Consider the following 15,907-nt stretch of genomic DNA (forward strand, 5'->3'; position numbering starts at 1 on the left):
GGCCGGCTCTGTCGCCGCGCCCGGTCGCAGGAAAACGCACGGGATGCCCAGCACCATGGCGGACGACGCGACGACCCGGTCCGGACGCTGCCACTGCGGGGCGGTGCGCTTCGAGGCGGCCCTCGACGGGGATCTCGCGTCGATCCGACGATGCACCTGCTCCTACTGCCGCATGCGCGGCGCCGTCGTCGTCATGGCGCGGCCGGGCGGGGTGAGGATCCTGGAGGGGGCGGAGGCGCTGACGACCTACCGGTTCCATACCGGGGCGGCGCAGCACTTCTTCTGCTCCCGCTGCGGCGTCTACACGCACCATCAGCGACGGTCGGACCCGAACGTCCACGCCGTCAACGTGGCCTGCCTGGACGGGGTCAGTCCCTTCGACTTTCCGGCGGTCCCGGTGATGGACGGCGTCAATCACACGAACGACACCGGCCAGCCCACGCGGCGCGCCGGCACGCTGCGCTTCGTCCCGGCAGAGTGACGGCCGCGTAGGGCTGCGTGAGGGCCGCGTGACGGCGGCGGACCGTCCGCGGTCGGGGCCCGGTGCGGGATCCCCGATCGGGCCCGGCTCAACCGCTAGTGATCGTGGCCGCAGCCGCAGCCGGGACCGTGCACGTGGCCGTGCTTCTGGTGCCCGTGCTCGTGATCATTGCCGTGATCATGGCTGTGACCGTGGGCATGATCGTGGCCGTGCTTCTCGTGCCCGTGATCGTGGCTGTGCCCATGATCGTGCGCGTGGGCGTGGTCATGCCCGTGGTCATGCCCGTGGTCATGCCCGTGGTCATGGCCGTGCTCGTGATGATGGTGGGCGTGATGGTCGTGCCCGTGATCGTGCCCACAGGTGCTGTGATCGTGGGCGGCCTGCTCGGGACGGAAGGCACGGGAGACCGGGGTCGCGACGCAGCCCTGCCCGCGCACCAGCTCGGCCGCGGCGGGCGTCGCCGGCACGTAGAGCACGTCCGCGCCGATCTCGGCGTCCACGTGGCTGCCGCCGAGCTGCCAGGCCAGGCGCAGCAGACGGGCCGGATTCTCGGCGCGCACCTCCAGGAGATCCTCGGCGGCCGCCCGCACCGCGACGAGCCGGCCGTCGTCGAGGCGCAGGGCGTCGCCGTCCTCGAGCGCCGCGGCCTTGGTGAGCGCGACGTCGAAGCCGAGGCCGCCCTCGGCGACCAGGGATCCGGCGACGGCAGCCCGGCCCGCGCGGTCGAGGGTCACCGTGTCGGCGACGCGGTCGGCGCGGACCGCGGCCCGGCGGACGATCGTGGTGGCTATCGGCATGGGACCCTCGGACATGTGCCGGACTGGTGTCGGGCGTGGTGCCGGATAGGGCGTCGCGGCACCGCGGCCGGAGCGCCTCCGAACGTGGCATAGGGCGAGACGGGAACCGGGCGCAACTCGTCTCGCAACGCGTCTCGCGTCCGATGGAACCTTAGCCGTATGGCCGACATTCCTTTCCTGCTAAGCTCGACCCGATCCGCAACGATCACGGCCACCGGCCGGACCGGATTCACAAGGGAGTTCTGGGGACCATGAAGAAGCTGACGGCCGCTGCCATCGCCACCATCGCCGCCCTCTCGCTCGCCGGCTGCAACACCCCGGAGGACCGGGCTCTGGGCGGCGCCGGCCTCGGCGCCCTGACCGGTGCCGCGATCGGCGCGGCGGCCACCGGCCGCGCGGGCGGTGCCCTGGCGGGTGCCGCGATCGGCGGCGCCGGCGGCGCCATCGTGGGCGCCTCGACCGCGCCGCGCTGCCCCTACGGCACCTATCGCGACGCCTACGGCAACGTGTACTGCCGCTGAGCTGAAGGGGAAGGGCCGGGCGCGCCCCGGCCCTTCCTCGCGGCGTGCGGAGCGGCTATCCCGTCGCTCGGCCGGGCCCGTCCCGGTGCCGGAACCCCGCCGCCGCCGATGACAGAGCCGAGCCGAGGATCAGCGCCGGGACCGGTCGTCCCATGACTCAGGCGACCAAGACTCAGGGCGTCTGGGGCAAGCTCGGCGGCGCCGGATTCGGCCTCGCGATCGGCGGCCCCCTCGGGGCGCTGATCGGCGGGGTCGCCGGTCATTTCCTGCTCGACCGCGTCGGCGCGCCCTTCGGGCGGACGCCGCGCGACGTCGTGTTCACCACCGGACTCGTGGCGCTCGCCGCCAAGATGGCCAAGTCCGACGGCGTCGTGCTGCCCTCGGAGGTCGAGGCGTTCGGCCGGGTCGTGCAGGTGGAGCCGTCCGCGCGGGCGGGCGTCGAGCGCCTGTTCGACCTCGCCAAGAAGACCACGAACGGCTTCGAGGCTTACGCCCAGCAACTGGCGACCACCTTCGGCGACGAGCCGGCCCTCCTCGAGGACGTGCTCGACGGCCTGTTCCAGATCGCCGGCGCCGACGGGGCGCTGCACGAGGCCGAGGAGCGCTACCTGCGCGCGGTCTCGGGCATCTTCGGCTTCGACGAGGCCGCGTTCCGGCGCATCGCCGCCCGCCACGTGCGGTTGCCGGACGATCCCTACGGCGTCCTCGGGCTCGACCGCGAGGCGGAGGACGCCGCCGTGAAGGCCCGCCACCGGGCGCTGGTGGCCGAGCACCACCCGGACCGGGCGCTCGCCCGCGGCCTGCCGACGGAGGCGGTGGCCATCGCCACGCGGCGGCTCGCCGCGATCAACGCCGCCTATGACCGGATCGCGCAGGAGCGCGGGCTGCGGTGAGCCTGACTCCCGACAGCCCCCTCGCCCGCCGCGTCGCGCCCTCGCCGAACCACGGCGCCCGCCGCGCGGGGCCGCTCGACATGCTGATCCTGCACTACACCGGGATGGACAGCGGGGCCGCCGCCCTCGCGCGCCTGCGCGACCCGCTGAGCGAGGTCTCGGCGCACTACCTCGTGTTCGAGGATGGCGGGATCGTCCAGATGGTGCCGGAGGCCCGCCGGGCCTGGCACGCCGGCGCCGGCGCCTGGAAGGGCGAGACCGACGTCAATTCCCGGTCGATCGGGATCGAGATCGTGAACCCGGGCCATGCCGGCGGCCTGCCGCCCTACCCGGAGGCCCAGGTCGAGGCGGTGATCGCGCTGGCCCGGGACGTCCTCGGCCGCTGGCCGATCCCGCCGGAGCGGGTGCTCGCCCATTCCGACGTCGCGCCCGAGCGCAAGGAGGATCCGGGGGAGATCTTCCCGTGGGACCGTCTGGCGGCGGCGGGGGTGGGGCACCGCGTGCCCCCCGCGCGCCTCCAGGACGGCCGGTTCTTCGCGCGGGGCGATGCCGGCCAGCCCGTCGAGGCGCTGCAGGCGATGTTCGCACTCTACGGCTACGACCTGCCGGTGACCGGTCTGTTCGACGCGCGCACCCACGCGGTGGTCACCGCGTTCCAGCGCCACTTCCGCCCGGCGCGGGTGGACGGCGTGGCCGACGCCTCCACCATCACCACCCTGCGCGACCTGATCGCGGCGCTGCCGGCGGCCTGAGGGCCGGGCGCCCGCCGGGCCCCCTCAGGCGCGGTGGGCCCGGGCCTCGCGGGGGTGCCCGGCCTCCGGGGCCGGCGCGACCGGCGCGTCGGTCCGGGTCCGCCAGAGGCTGTAGAAGACGCCCGCCGCCAGCAGCGTCAGGGTCACCACCAGGGAGACCCAGGGCTGCACGTGGATGAGCCCGAACGTGTCGGCGACCACGATCTTGGCGCCGATGAAGATCAGGATGAAGGCCAGCGCCGTCTTCAGGTAGGCGAACCGGTCGACCATCGCGGCGAGCGCGAAGTAGAGGGCGCGCAGGCCCAGGATCGCGAAGATGTTGGAGGTGTAGACCACGAACGTGTCGGTGGTGATCGCGAAGATCGCCGGCACGCTGTCGACCGCGAAGATCACGTCGGCGCCGTTCACCAGCACCAGGGCGAGCGCCAGCGGGGTGAAGTACAGGGCGACCTTGCCGGTCCTCGGGTCGGTCTTGCGCACGGTGAAGCGCTGGCCGTGCAGGTCGGGCGTGACCCGGAAGGTCGTCTTGAACCAGCGCACGACGGCGCTGTTCTGGAAATCGCCCTCCTCCTCGTCGCCCGAGAGCAGGATCTTCAGGCCGGCGTAGATCAGGAAGGCGGCGAACAGGGAGAGCACCCAGTGCACCTCGTGCACCAGGGCGGCGCCGAGCCCGATCATCAGGCCGCGCAGCACCACGGCCGCCAGGATGCCCCAGAGGAGGACCCGGTGCTGGGCCGCCCGCGGGATGCCCAGGGCCGTGAGGATCATGGCGATGACGAAGACGTTGTCCATCGACAGCGACTTCTCGACCACGAGGCCGGTGACGTACTCCTCGGCGGAAGACGGCCCGAGATACCACCAGATCCAGCCGCCGAAGGCGAGGCCGAGGGCGAGGTAGAAGCCGGTGAGAGCCAAGCTCTCCCGGACGCCGATCTCGTGCTCCTTGTCGCGGTGGAGGAGCCCGAGGTCGAAGGCGAGCAGGCAGGCGATCAGGACGTGGAACCCGAGCCACATCCACAACGGCTTGCCGAGCCATTCGACGGTGAGGACGTCCATCATGTGCGGGGACCTGATGCTGATTCCAGATGGAAAGCATCGGCTCCGACATCACGGGCGCTGAGGAGCGCCCGCCAGAGGGGCCCGCAGCCGATGGGGCCGACGTAAGCGGTGATCCGGGCGAATCAAGGGCAGAGCGCCCGGCCGGCGCGCGGTCCGGTGACGCTATCCGCTCCCCGTGGCCCCGCCGCGACGCGGGCGCGCGTGTCGGGGCGACCTCCGGTGCCGGACGGGAACGCGGGGGTTGAGGGAACGCGTCCGGTCCCGCGCCGCCGTCAGGCGGAGGCGTCCGGCGTCTCGGCGGCCATCTTGGGGGATGTGCGCTCGCGCAGGGGCCGCTCCTCCATCAGCGCCAGGAACGTGAAGGCCCCGAGCAGGCCGAGGCAGGCGGCCAGGAAGACGTGGCGAAAGGTCAGGGCGAGCTGGGCCGGGTCCGCGCCGCGGATCAGGCTCTCAACGTCGTGGGCCCCTCCCCCCGCCCCGCCGGCGGCGCCGCCGAGCACGATCGTGCCGAAGGCCGCCACGATCAGCGCCCCGCCGAGGGAGCGGAAGAAGTTCATCGCGGCGGTGGCGATGCCGAGCTGGTGCGTCTCCACCGCGTTCTGGATCGAGATGGTCGAGAGCGGCAGGATCGTCCCGATCCCCATGGAGAGCAGCGCGAACAGCACCTCCATGAGCCAGAAGGGCAGCGCCCGGCCCTGCCAGGCGATGGTGGCGCAGCAGGCGAGGCTGACGCACATCATCGCCAGGGGCACGCGCTTGTAGTGCCGGAAATGCAGCATCGACCGGCCCGACAGGGTCGCGCCCGTGACGGTGCCGATCATCAGCGGCACCAGGGCCACCCCGGACTCGCTCGCCGAGAGCCCGATCACCCCTTCGAGGAAGATCGGCACGTAGATGGTGAGCCCGATGAAGGTGCCCATGGCGAAGCACGCGGCCAGCGTCGCGCTGTAGACCACCCGGTCCTTGAGCACCTCCGTGGGGATCAGCGGCTCGGCCGCCGTGGCGAGCCGCGCCGCGAAGCCGCCGCCCAGCACGGCCGCCCCGGCGAGGAGGGCGAGGACCGGCGCGGAGTCCCAGGGGTAGCGCACCCCGCCCCAGCTCAGGGCCAGCAGGAGGGTGACGGAGCCCGCCACCATCAGGGCGGCGCCGGGATAGTCCAGCCGGTGGCGGCGCTCGTGGCGGGGCAGGCGCTTGAGGTTGGCGTTGGTGAGCGCGAAGGCGAGGACGCCGATCGGCAGGTTGATCCAGAAGATCAGGGACCAGTGCAGGTGCTGGGCGAAGAGGCCGCCGAGCAGCGGCCCCGCCACCGAGGCCGTCACGAACACGCCCGCGATCACCACCTGGTAGCGCGCCCGCTCCTTGGGCGACATGATGTCGGCCAGGATGGTCTGCGCCAGGGCGATCAGACCGCCGCCGCCGACACCCTGGAGACCCCGGGCGAGCGCCAGCGCCACCATCGTGGGCGCGAGCGCGCAGGCGAGCGAGCCGACCACGAAGGTCGCGATGGCGATCAGCAGCATGACCCGCCGGCCGTGGATGTCGCTGAGCTTGCCGTAGAGCGGGGTCACCGCCGTGGAGGCCAGCAGGTAGGCGGTGACGATCCAGGGCAGGTTCGCGGCGTCGCCGAGGTCGAGGCCGATGGTCGGCATGGCGGTCGCCACGATGGTCTGGTCGAGGGCCGCGAGCAGCATCGCGGTCATCAGCCCGTAGACGATGGCGCGGATCTCGCCGGGGCTGAGCGCGGCCTGCGGGGCGGGCCGCGCCTGGGCCTGCGGCTGGATCTCGGTGACGGCGACGGGACTGGCCACGTGTCTGAGAGCCTCTGATCCGGACCGTGCCGGCCGACCGTCCGGGACGGACGGGGCCTGGGGCGGCATGAGGGGGGCGCGGGCGGGCCGCGGTCGCGGGCCGGTGCACCGGTAACCGCGGCGCCCGGGATCGGGAAGAACGTGCGTTCGGGCGTGTCCGTTTCCTAGCGCAACGCCGGAGGCCGGCCCATGGCGCCCGGCGCCGATCCGACCTTCGCCCTTGACAGAGGGGGCCGGGCTGTCGCTCTCCCGCCCCATGCCGGATGACAGGGACGCAATCGCCATCGTGGGCGGGGGGCCCGCCGGGCTCGCCGCGGCCGAGGTGCTGGGCGAGGCCGGCCGCGCGGTCACGGTCTACGAGCGCATGCCGTCGGTCGCCCGCAAGCTGCTGATCGCCGGGCGCGGCGGCCTCAACATCACCCACAGCGAGGCGCGGGCGGAGTTCCTCGCCCGCTACCATCCGCGCGGCGCCCTCGACGCGGCCATCGCGGCCTTCCCGCCCGACGCGCTCAGGGCGTGGTGCGCGGATCTCGGCGAGCCGACCTTCGTCGGCACGAGCGGGCGCGTCTTCCCGCGCAGCTTCAAGGCCTCGCCCCTGCTGCGGGCGTGGCTGGCGCGGCTCGACCGCCTCGGCGTCCGGATCCGGACCCGCCACCGGCTGACGGGGATCGCCGGGGGCCTGCGCTTCGAGACCCCGGACGGTCCCCTGGACATCCGGCCGCGCGCCACCCTGCTGGCGCTGGGCGGGGCGAGCTGGCCGCGCCTCGGCTCGGACGGGCGCTGGGTGCCGCTCCTCGAGGGGCTCGGCGTGGCGGTGTCGCCCCTGCGTCCGGCCAATGCCGGCTTCGCGGCAGCGTGGTCCGACCTGTTCCGGGAGCGGTTCACCGGCGCGCCGCTGAAGCGGGTGGCGCTCACCTGTGCGGGCACCACGGTGCGGGGCGAGGCCGTGATCACCGAGGCCGGCCTCGAGGGCGGGGCTGTCTACGCCCTCTCGCGCGTCCTGCGCGAGGCGATCGCGGCCGGGGGCAGCGCGCGGCTCGTCGTGGATCTCCGCCCGGACCTGACCCGGGACGCCCTCGCCCGCCGCCTGTCCGGCGCCCGGCCGGGCGACTCGGCCGCGACCCGGCTGCGCAAGGCCGCGGGCCTCGCGCCCGCGGCGGCGGGGCTGCTGCGCGAGGCGGCCGGCACCGCCCTCCCGGCGGAGCCCGGGGCCCTCGCCGGGCTGATCAAGGCGGCGCCCATCACCCTCACCGCCTCCGCGCCGATCGAGCGGGCGATCTCGACGGCGGGCGGCGTCCGGCTCGACGCGCTGGACGGGCGGTCCATGCTGCGCGCCCATCCCGGCCTGTTCCTGGCCGGCGAGATGCTCGACTGGGAGGCGCCGACCGGCGGCTACCTCCTCCAGGGCGCCTTCGCGGGCGGCCGGTCGGCCGCCGCCGGGATGCTCGACTGGCTGCGCGAGAGCGGCGGCTGACCCGCCCGGTTCACGGCCGCGTGCAGAACCCGACGATGCCGGTCGCCTCCGCCGGGCAACTGGCGCCCTCCCCGTCGTAGGTCGGCGCGCCGCCCTTGAGGCAGTGGGCCGTGACCAGCATCTCTCCGGTCCCGCAGGTGATCGCGCAGCCTCCCGGGCAGTCGGACTTGCGCACGGGCCGCAGGCTGGCGGCCTCGCCCTTCGGGCCCGGGCCGCCTTGCGGCCCGATCGGCCCCCGCGAGCCCGGTGCGCCCGGCGGGCCCGAGGCTCCTGCGTCGCCCTTCGGGCCCGGTGCGCCCTGCGGGCCGGCCGCGCCCGTGGCACCGGGCTCCCCCTTCGGGCCGGGCTCGCCCTGGGGACCCGTATCGCCCTTGAGGCCCTGATCCCCCTTGAGGCCCTGCTCCCCCTTGGGGCCGGTCTCGCCCTTGGCCCCCGTCTCGCCCCTGGGACCCGTCTCGCCCCTGGGACCCGTCTCGCCGGGCGGTCCCGCCGCACCCTGGGGACCGGGCGGTCCGGGCGGACCCTCGGGCGCGCAGTTCGCCACGACCGCCTCGCGCTCGTCCGGCTCCGCCTTCAGCGTCACCACGCAGGTCGAGGGCCGGTAGGGCAGCCGGAAGGTGAACCGGCCGCGCCGGTCGGCCTGGATCGAGATGTCGTCGTCCAGCACCACGATCGCGCCGGGCTTGCGCACGGAGCCCGAGATCCTCAGGTCGCCGGCCTCGATCCGCGCGTCGTAGACCATGATCGGCTGGCTCGGGGCCTGCGCGTGGCGGACCCGCGGGCGGGCCGGGCGCGCCCGCCCCGTCGCGGGTGCGGACGCGGCCGGATCCGGGGCGGCGGCACCCGGCGGATCCGCCTGCTGGCCGAGCGCCGCGCCCGGCAGGGCGAGCAGGAGCGTCAGGGTGAGGGCTGAGCTGAGGGCTGAGCGCATGCGCGGTCCGGTTCGGCCGCGTCACGCGCGCGGCGTCCGGACATTGGTCTCGCCCTGCGATTGCGGTCAACCGCGACCTCGGACGCCGCGGGGGCGGCCGATTCCACAGGCGTCCACAGCCGTCCACAGGCCAAGCCGCTGCCGCCACGCGCGATTCCGGGACCCCGCGGAAACCGTTTGTGCATGTTCCTGTTATGTTCCTATCGTCCAGCATGACCGGAGCCGATGGAGATGGGGCTGGACCCTGCCGACGAGACCGAGGCGGCGATCGCGCGGGGCGATCCCCGGGCCCGGCTGGCGGTCCTGCGGGCGCGCCTCGCGCCGCCGGATCGCGGCCGGGATCCGGCCCCGGTCCTGCCGCTGGGCGTTCCGGATCTCGACGCGCACCTGCCCGGCGGCGGTCTCGCCCTCGGGCCGCCTCACGAGATCGCGCCGGCCGAGCCCGCGGACGCGATCGCGGCCCTGGGCTTCGCCCTGGCGCTCTGCGCCCGCCAGCTCGCCCGGGAGCCGGGGGAAGCGCTGATCGCCGCCGCGCCCGGCGAGCCCCTGCCCTACGGGCACGGCCTCGCCGGCCTCGGCCTCGACCCCGGCCGCCTGCTGCTGCTGGAAGCCGGCAGCGACGCGGAGGTGTTCCGCGCCCTGGAGGCGGCCCTGCACGCGCGGGCGCTCACGGCCCTGATCGGCCTCCTGCGGGACGGGCTGCCGCTGAAGCCGGGCCGGCGCCTGCAGCTCGCCGCGGAAGGGCCGGCGCCGCCGCTGCTGCTGATCCTGCGGCCGGCGCCGGCCAGCCTGCCCAACGGGGCCGCCACGCGCTGGCGGATCGCCGCCGCCCCGGCGGCGCGGGACCGGTTCGGGACCCTGGACAGGCCGCGCTGGCGGGCGCGGCTCGAGCGCTGCCGCAACGGGCGGGGCGGCGACTGGCTTCTGGAGTGGGACCATGCCGCGCATCGTCTGCATCTGCCTGAGCCACTGGCCGGTGACACGGCTGCGGCGGGCCGGTCTCGCGCCTGAGCGCGGCCCCCTCGCGGTGGCGGCCGAGGGGTCCGGCGGGCTGCGGCTCGTGGCCCTCGACCCGGAGGCCCGCGCCCTCGGCCTCCGGGTCGGCGAGCCCCTCGGCCGGGTCCGGGCGCGGATCGGCGTGCCGCTCCAGGTCTACCCGGCCGACCCGGAGGCCGACCGGGACGCCCTGCTGCGGCTCTGCCGCTGGGCGAGCGGCTACGCGCCCCACGTGGCCCCGTTCGGGCCGGGCGAGGCGGCGGACGGGCTCTACATCGACGTCGCCGGCGCGAGCCACCTGCGCGGCGGCGAGGCGAACCTCGTCGCGGACCTGGCCGCCCGGCTCGCGCGGAGCCGCGTACCGGCGGGGATCGCGCTGGCCGACACGCCCGGCGCCGCCTTCGCGCTGGCGCGGCAGGGCGGGCCCGATCCGGTCGTGGTGCCGCCGGGCGGGGCCTCGCAGGCCCTGCGGGCCCTCCCGGTGGACGCCCTGCGCCTCGATCCCGGCACGGTCGCGGGCCTGAAGCGGCTCGGCCTGCGCCGGATCGGCGAACTCGACGCCCTGCCCCGGGGGCCCCTCGCCCGCCGCTTCGGCGCGGCGCTGCTGCTGCGGCTCGACCAGGCCCTGGGCCGCCGGCCCGAGCCGCTGGCGCCCCTGACGGAGGCGGCCGACTACACCGCCGCCCGCGGCTTCCTCGACCCGATCGGGCGGCAGTCTGACATCGTCCGGACCGCCCGGGACCTGATGGCGGAGACCGCGCCGCGGCTGGAGCGGGACGGGCTCGGCGCCTGCGCCCTGCGCCTCAGCCTGCACCGGGTCGACGGCGCCCTGCGCGCGATCGATCTCGGCCTGTCCCGGCCCGAGCGCGATCCGGAGCGGGTCGCGGCCCTCGTCGCCCTGCGCCTCGACCGGCTGGGCCCCGCCCTCGACGCCGGCTTCGGCTTCGAGACGGTGGCGCTCGCCGTGACGGTGACCGGCCCCATGCCGGCCCGCCAGACGGATCTCGGCGCGGCGGCGGCGGGCGACGGGGTCGGGTTCCTGGCCGACGCCCTGGCGCAGCGGCTCGGGCGGGCGCTCCTGCGGCTCGAGCCGCGGGCGAGCCACCTGCCGGAGCGGGCCGACCGGGACCGGGTCTGGGTTGCCGGAATGGGGCACGGACCGTCGACCGATCGAGGCGTCGGCCGGCCACGGGCGCCTCTCCCGCCCCCCGCCACCGAACGGGAGAGGGGGCCGGATGCGCTCCTTCAGCCTCGGCGTTCAACCGTGATGGCTGAGCCTTCCGGCCTAGCGGCGGAAGAGGAGGCGCGCACCGGCGCGTCCCCCTGGCCCGACCACCTCCCGCCCCGCCCCCTGGTGATCTTCCCCCGCGGCGAGGCCGCCCTCGACGTGCTCTCGACCGTCCCGGAAGGGCCGCCCCGGCGCTTCCGCTGGCGCGCCCGGATCCACCGCGTCGCCCATGCCGAGGGGCCGGAGCGGATCGCCGCCGAATGGTGGCGCGCGCCCGGCGCGGATCGCGATTACTACCGCATCGAGTGCGAGGCCGGGCACCGGCTCTGGCTCTACCGCGACGGCCCGCACGCCCCCGATCGCCCGGCCGCGTGGTACGTCCACGGGCTCTTCGCGTGAGCGGCCCCGCCTACGCCGAGCTCGCCGTCACCACGAACTTCTCCTTCCTGCACGGCGCCTCCCATCCGCAGGACTTCGTCGTGCAGGCGGCGTCCTACGGCCTCGCGGCCATCGGCATCGCCGACCGCAACACCGTGGCCGGCGTGGTCCGGGCGCACGCGGCGGCGCTGGCGCTCGACCAGGAAGGCACACCGATCCGGATCCTGCCGGGGGTGCGCCTCGTCACCGAGGAGGGGTTCGAGGCCGTCACCTACCCGATGGACCGGGGCGCCTGGGGGCGCCTCTGCCGGCTGCTCACCCTGGGCAACCGGCGCGTCCGCAAGGGCGCCTGCCGCTTCTCCTTCGCCGAGATGGTGGAGGCCGCCGAGGGGCAGATGTTCATCGCGATGCCGCCGGCCCGGCGCCTGCCGGAGGGGTTCCGGGCGCGGCTGGAGGCGCTGGCCGCCGCCGCCCCGGGCCGGACCTTCCTCGGGGCGAGCCACACGCGCCGCGGCGACGAGCGGCGGCGCCTCGGGCTGCTCGCCGAGCTGGGCGCGGCCTCCGGCGCCCCGATAGTCGCGGTCTCGGACGCGCTCTACCACCATCCCGAGCGACGCCCGCTGCAGGACGTGGTCACCTGCATCCGCCAAGGCTGCCGGATCGAGGACGCCGGCTACCGGCTGGAGGCCAATGCCGAGCGCCACCTGAAGCCCGCCGCCGAGATGGCGCGGCTGTTCGCCGACCACCCGGAGGCGCTCGCCCGCACCGTCGAGATCGCGCAGGCCTGCGAGTTCAGCCTGTCGCAGCTGCACTACGAGTACCCGGACGAGCCGGTGCCCCCCGGGCGCACGCCGCAGGAATACCTGGAGGAGAAGACCTGGGAACGGGCGCGCTGGCGCTACGGCGGCGAGGTCCCGGACGGCGTCGCGGCGACGCTGCGCGAGGAGCTGCGGCTCATCGCCAAGATGAAATACGCCCGCTACTTCCTGACCCTGTTCGACGTGGTCGAGTTCGCCCGCGGCCGGGGCATCCTGTGCCAGGGCCGCGGCTCGGCGGCCAATTCCGCCGTGTGCTTCTGCCTCGGCATCACCGCGGTCGACCCGTCGAAGCACCGGCTGCTCTTCGCCCGCTTCATCTCGGAGAACCGCGGCGAGCCCCCCGACATCGACGTCGACTTCGAGCACGAGCGCCGCGAGGAGGTGATCCAGCACCTCTACGCCCGCTACGGCCGGGAGCGGGCCGCCCTCTGCGCCACGGTGATCCACTACCGGCCCCGCATGGCGATCCGCGAGGTCGGCAAGGTCCTGGGCCTGACCGAGGACGTGACCGCGGCGATCGCCGACACGGTCTGGGGCTCCTGGGGCACCGGCATGCCGGACCAGCACGTGCGCGAGGCCGGGCTCGACCCGGAGAACCCGGCGATCCGGCAGGCGCTCGACCTCGCCCACCAGCTGATCGGCTTCCCCCGCCACCTGTCGCAGCATGTCGGCGGCTTCGTGCTGACCCGCGGCCGCCTCGACGAGACCGTGCCGGTGGGCAACGGCGCCATGGCGGACCGCACCTTCATCGAGTGGGACAAGGACGACATCGACGCGATCGGCCTGATGAAGGTCGACGTGCTGGCGCTCGGCATGCTGACCTGCCTCAAGCGCGGCCTCGATTTCTTGGAGAAGGATCACGGCACCTTCTACGAGACGCTGGCCGACCTGCCGCAGGACGATCCCGCGACCTACGCGATGCTGACGAAGGCCGATTCCGTCGGCGTGTTCCAGGTCGAGAGCCGGGCGCAGATGTCGATGCTGCCGCGCCTGAAGCCCAGGGAGTTCTACGACCTCGTGGTGCAGGTCGCGATCGTGCGCCCCGGCCCGATCCAGGGCGACATGGTCCATCCCTACCTGCGGCGACGCTCCGGGATCGACCCGGTCGAGTACCCGGCCCCGCACCCGGATCACGGCCCGGCGGACGAGCTGAAGGAGGTCCTGCAGAAGACCTACGGCGTGCCGCTGTTCCAGGAGCATGCCATGCAGATCGCCATCACGGCGGCGGGCTTCACCCCGGCCGAGGCCGACGGGCTGCGCCGGGCGATGGCGACCTTCCGCCACGTCGGGTCGATCGGCGGCTTCGCGGAGAAGTTCGTGGGCGGCATGACCCGCCGGGGCTACCCGCAAGACTTCGCCGAGCGCTGCTTCGCGCAGATCCGGGGCTTCTCGACCTACGGCTTCCCGGAGAGCCACGCGGCGAGCTTCGCGCTCCTCGTCTACGCCTCGGCCTGGATGAAGTGCCGGCACCCCGACGTCTTCCTGGCCGCGATCCTCAACGCCCAGCCGATGGGCTTCTACCAGCCGGCCCAGCTGGTGCGCGACGCCCGGGCCCACGGGGTCGAGGTGCGGGGCGTCTGCGTCAACGCCAGCGACTGGGACTGCACCCTGGAGCCGGCCGGGGATCCGGCGCTGCACGCCGTGCGGATCGGTCTGCGCGTCGTGCGCGGCCTGCCCGAGGCCGCGATGCGCCGGCTCGTGCGGCTGCGCGCCAACGGCTACGCCAGCATCGAGGGCCTGCAGGCGTCCCTCGCCCTGCCCCGCAACGCCCTGGAGCGGCTGGCCGAGGCGGACGCGTTCCGCTCGCTCGGCCTCGACCGGCGCGCCGCCCTGTGGATGGTCCGCACCCTGGAGGGGACGTCATCCCGCAAGGCCGCCAAGGCCGATGCGAGCGAGCGCCGCGCCCATCTCCTCGACGCACCCCTGCCGCTCTTCGCGTGGCACGCCGATGACGGCCTGTTCCGGCACGAGCCGGCGGTGGACCTTCAGCCCCTGGCCCCGTCCGAGGCCGTGGCCGAGGATTACGCCGCCACCGGCCTGTCGCTCCAGGGGCACCCGGTCGCGTTCTTCCGGTGGCGGCTCGCCCGGATCGGCGCGATCCCGGCCCGGGCCCATCTCGATCCGGCGCTGCCCCAGGGGGCGCGGGTCACGGTGGCGGGGCTCGTGCTGATCCGCCAGCGGCCCGGCACCGCCAAGGGCGTGGTCTTCCTGACGCTGGAGGACGAGACCGGTATCGCCAACGTGATCGTCTGGAAGACCGTGTTCGAGGCGAACCGCCGGATCGCCATGCAGGCGCGGTTCCTCGCCGTGCGCGGCCGGATCCAGCGGGCGGACGGGGTGGTCCACCTCGTGGCGGAGGGGTTTCGCGACCTCACCGCCGCCCTGCGCGACCTGCGCGAGGCCGGCATGAAGCTGCCGCCCGAGAACACGGATTTCGGCGTGCCCCCGGACCGGCGCGTGTTCCCCAGCCGGGATTTCCACTGAGGCGGGCCCTTCGAGCGGCCCTCGACCAGCCCCTCGACAGGCCCCGCGCCGCGCGTAGAGTGCGGCGATGTCGAGCTTCGCCGTCCCGCGCCTCCTCCTCGCCGCCTGCGCGGCCCTGCCCCTCCTGGCGGAGGCCGCCCGGGCCGACAGCTGCGACGACCTCACCCGCCAGATCGCCGACGCGATCGGCGGCCGGGTCGGCAAGCGCGCCGGCCCCAGCATCGACATCCGCGTGGCCGGCCCGATCAAGTTCGACGTGACCTGCCGGGCCGAGCCGATCGTGCAGGCGACCTCCGCCGAGCCGAGCCCCTCGGCGACCTTCTTCCGCGACCTGTCGGTGGCCTCCGAGATCCTCGTCGGCCAACCGGCCGCGACCGTCGAGCCGATCATCGCCACCGCCTACCGGACCGCGCTGGCGGAGCGGCGCAAGTCGTTCATCCAGCAGAACGGCTGGTCGGCCTCCTGCTACACCGACCCGGGCAGCAGCACGATGCGCACCCTGTGCTCGGTGGGGCGTATCCCGCCGGGTTAGGCGCCCTTGACCGGGCGAACCGTCAGCGGAATCCTCGATCTCCGTCGACTCGGCCCTGGCTGCCCATGACGACTCTCAAGACCCCGCCCATCCACAGGACCGATCCCCATCGGGGCTTCCGGGACTTCATCGAGACGCGCCCCGATGAGGAGAAGTGGGAGCTCATCGAGGGCCAGATCGTGATGCAGGCCCGGCCGAGCCTCATCCATCAGGTCGTGGTCGTGAATTTCCAGCGCCTGCTGAACGCGGCTCTGGAGCGGTCGGGCTCGTCGTGGATCGCCATCCACGATCCCGCCATCGACCTCAGGCCGTTCCTCACGGGACACACCTACGTCCCGGATGTCGCGGTCATCGATGCGGCGACCATCGAGCCCGACCAGAACGTGGTCGAGGGCTGTTACCTCGCCGCCGAGATCCTCTCGCCGAGCGATCACCGGAAGCTGCCCGGTACGCACCGGACGAAGATCGACGTCAAGCGCGCGGGCTACGAGGCGTTGCCGCTCTGTCAGGCCGTGCTTCTGATCGAGCAGAGGAGCTGCGCACTGTCTCTTTCCGTGCGCAGCGGTGAGACTTGGACCCGCACCCGCCTCACCGGGGATGATCGTCTGGCGCTCCCCGTCTTCGGCCTCGAGTGTGCCGTGGCCGATCTCTACGCACGCACGCCCGTGGGGCGTGCGTCGGGACCGGGTTGACCCACAAACCATCGAAGGAACCGGGCTGGCCCCCTCCTTGCCAGCGCAGCGAAGCGATCCAGG

14 protein-coding genes are annotated in these 15,907 nt (G+C 74.4%); 10 read left to right on the top strand and 4 right to left on the bottom strand.

Annotated elements, in window-relative coordinates; all coding sequences use genetic code 11:
• Positions 1-55 precede the first annotated feature (55 nt).
• Complete coding sequence (locus BM314_RS04980; protein WP_091680428.1) at positions 56-481, top strand: GFA family protein; 426 nt, start codon at positions 56-58, stop codon at positions 479-481.
• 95 nt (positions 482-576) lie between these two features.
• Here BM314_RS04980 and BM314_RS04985 read toward each other — a convergent pair whose 3' ends face one another.
• Positions 577-1,278 (bottom strand): urease accessory protein UreE, encoded by a 702-nt coding sequence (locus BM314_RS04985; RefSeq protein WP_091977206.1) that lies wholly within the window; start codon positions 1,276-1,278, stop codon positions 577-579.
• A gap of 251 nt (positions 1,279-1,529) precedes the next feature.
• On the opposite strand from BM314_RS04985, the gene BM314_RS04990 reads away from it, so the two are divergent.
• The 3 genes from BM314_RS04990 (at position 1,530) to BM314_RS05000 (ending at position 3,444) form a co-directional block, all read left to right on the top strand.
• Complete coding sequence (locus BM314_RS04990; protein WP_012318984.1) at positions 1,530-1,799, top strand: hypothetical protein; 270 nt, start codon at positions 1,530-1,532, stop codon at positions 1,797-1,799.
• Between the two features lie 152 nt (positions 1,800-1,951).
• Positions 1,952-2,692, top strand: a complete 741-nt coding sequence (locus BM314_RS04995) for a TerB family tellurite resistance protein (RefSeq protein WP_091977207.1) — start codon at positions 1,952-1,954, stop codon at positions 2,690-2,692.
• The gene (locus tag BM314_RS05000; RefSeq protein WP_091977209.1) at positions 2,689-3,444 is read left to right on the top strand and encodes an N-acetylmuramoyl-L-alanine amidase; all 756 of its coding nucleotides are present in this window, start codon (positions 2,689-2,691) and stop codon (positions 3,442-3,444) included. Before BM314_RS04995 ends, BM314_RS05000 begins: the two co-directional genes overlap by 4 nt.
• Before the next feature lie 24 nt (positions 3,445-3,468).
• Here the strand turns inward: BM314_RS05000 and BM314_RS05005 are convergent, their stop codons facing one another.
• Both BM314_RS05005 and BM314_RS05010 read right to left on the bottom strand, forming a co-directional pair.
• Positions 3,469-4,503 carry a TerC family protein gene (locus BM314_RS05005; protein WP_020092281.1) on the bottom strand — a complete coding sequence of 345 codons (1,035 nt, stop codon included), beginning with the start codon at positions 4,501-4,503 and terminating at the stop codon, positions 3,469-3,471.
• Between the two features lie 272 nt (positions 4,504-4,775).
• A complete protein-coding gene (locus BM314_RS05010; protein ID WP_020092280.1) occupies positions 4,776-6,311 on the bottom strand; it encodes an MDR family MFS transporter in 1,536 nt (511 codons plus the stop codon).
• Positions 6,312-6,567: 256 nt separating this feature from the next.
• Here BM314_RS05010 and BM314_RS05015 point away from each other — a divergent pair, with 256 nt between their 5' ends.
• Positions 6,568-7,785, top strand: a complete 1,218-nt coding sequence (locus BM314_RS05015; RefSeq protein WP_091977210.1) for a TIGR03862 family flavoprotein — start codon at positions 6,568-6,570, stop codon at positions 7,783-7,785.
• Between the two features lie 10 nt (positions 7,786-7,795).
• On the opposite strand, the gene BM314_RS05020 is transcribed toward BM314_RS05015, so the two are convergent.
• Positions 7,796-8,716: a collagen-like protein gene (locus BM314_RS05020; RefSeq protein ID WP_091977211.1), complete on the bottom strand. Its 921-nt coding sequence runs from the start codon at positions 8,714-8,716 to the stop codon at positions 7,796-7,798.
• Between the two features lie 225 nt (positions 8,717-8,941).
• On the opposite strand from BM314_RS05020, the gene BM314_RS05025 reads away from it, so the two are divergent.
• The 5 genes from BM314_RS05025 (at position 8,942) to BM314_RS05045 (ending at position 15,844) form a co-directional block, all read left to right on the top strand.
• Positions 8,942-9,727, top strand: a complete 786-nt coding sequence (locus BM314_RS05025) for an ImuA family protein (RefSeq protein ID WP_091977364.1) — start codon at positions 8,942-8,944, stop codon at positions 9,725-9,727.
• Positions 9,654-11,339, top strand: a complete 1,686-nt coding sequence (locus BM314_RS05030) for a Y-family DNA polymerase (protein ID WP_091977213.1) — start codon at positions 9,654-9,656, stop codon at positions 11,337-11,339. The genes BM314_RS05025 and BM314_RS05030 overlap by 74 nt, the downstream gene beginning before the upstream one ends.
• The gene (locus BM314_RS05035; protein ID WP_091977214.1) at positions 11,336-14,620 is read left to right on the top strand and encodes an error-prone DNA polymerase; all 3,285 of its coding nucleotides are present in this window, start codon (positions 11,336-11,338) and stop codon (positions 14,618-14,620) included. The genes BM314_RS05030 and BM314_RS05035 overlap by 4 nt, the downstream gene beginning before the upstream one ends.
• 67 nt (positions 14,621-14,687) lie before the next feature.
• On the top strand, positions 14,688-15,152 hold the full coding sequence (locus tag BM314_RS05040; RefSeq protein ID WP_091977216.1) for a hypothetical protein: 465 nt from the start codon (positions 14,688-14,690) through the stop codon (positions 15,150-15,152).
• 65 nt (positions 15,153-15,217) lie between these two features.
• Positions 15,218-15,844 (top strand): Uma2 family endonuclease, encoded by a 627-nt coding sequence (locus BM314_RS05045; protein ID WP_042675400.1) that lies wholly within the window; start codon positions 15,218-15,220, stop codon positions 15,842-15,844.
• The last annotated feature ends 63 nt before the right edge of the window (positions 15,845-15,907 follow it).

Source organism: Methylobacterium sp. 13MFTsu3.1M2, assembly GCF_900112625.1.
Classification (GTDB): Bacteria; Pseudomonadota; Alphaproteobacteria; order Rhizobiales; family Beijerinckiaceae; genus Methylobacterium.

Excerpts from the sequence above, each read along its gene's own strand:
- BM314_RS04980 (WP_091680428.1), top strand. The coding sequence starts at position 56 with ATGGCGGACGACGCGACGACCCGGTCCGGACGCTGCCACTGCGGGGCG.
- BM314_RS04985 (WP_091977206.1), bottom strand. The coding sequence starts at position 1,278 with ATGCCGATAGCCACCACGATCGTCCGCCGGGCCGCGGTCCGCGCCGAC.
- BM314_RS04990 (WP_012318984.1), top strand. The coding sequence starts at position 1,530 with ATGAAGAAGCTGACGGCCGCTGCCATCGCCACCATCGCCGCCCTCTCG.
- BM314_RS04995 (WP_091977207.1), top strand. The coding sequence starts at position 1,952 with ATGACTCAGGCGACCAAGACTCAGGGCGTCTGGGGCAAGCTCGGCGGC.
- BM314_RS05005 (WP_020092281.1), bottom strand. The coding sequence starts at position 4,503 with ATGATGGACGTCCTCACCGTCGAATGGCTCGGCAAGCCGTTGTGGATG.
- BM314_RS05015 (WP_091977210.1), top strand. The coding sequence starts at position 6,568 with ATGCCGGATGACAGGGACGCAATCGCCATCGTGGGCGGGGGGCCCGCC.
- BM314_RS05020 (WP_091977211.1), bottom strand. The coding sequence starts at position 8,716 with ATGCGCTCAGCCCTCAGCTCAGCCCTCACCCTGACGCTCCTGCTCGCC.
- BM314_RS05025 (WP_091977364.1), top strand. The coding sequence starts at position 8,942 with ATGGAGATGGGGCTGGACCCTGCCGACGAGACCGAGGCGGCGATCGCG.
- BM314_RS05030 (WP_091977213.1), top strand. The coding sequence starts at position 9,654 with ATGCCGCGCATCGTCTGCATCTGCCTGAGCCACTGGCCGGTGACACGG.
- BM314_RS05040 (WP_091977216.1), top strand. The coding sequence starts at position 14,688 with ATGTCGAGCTTCGCCGTCCCGCGCCTCCTCCTCGCCGCCTGCGCGGCC.
- BM314_RS05045 (WP_042675400.1), top strand. The coding sequence starts at position 15,218 with ATGACGACTCTCAAGACCCCGCCCATCCACAGGACCGATCCCCATCGG.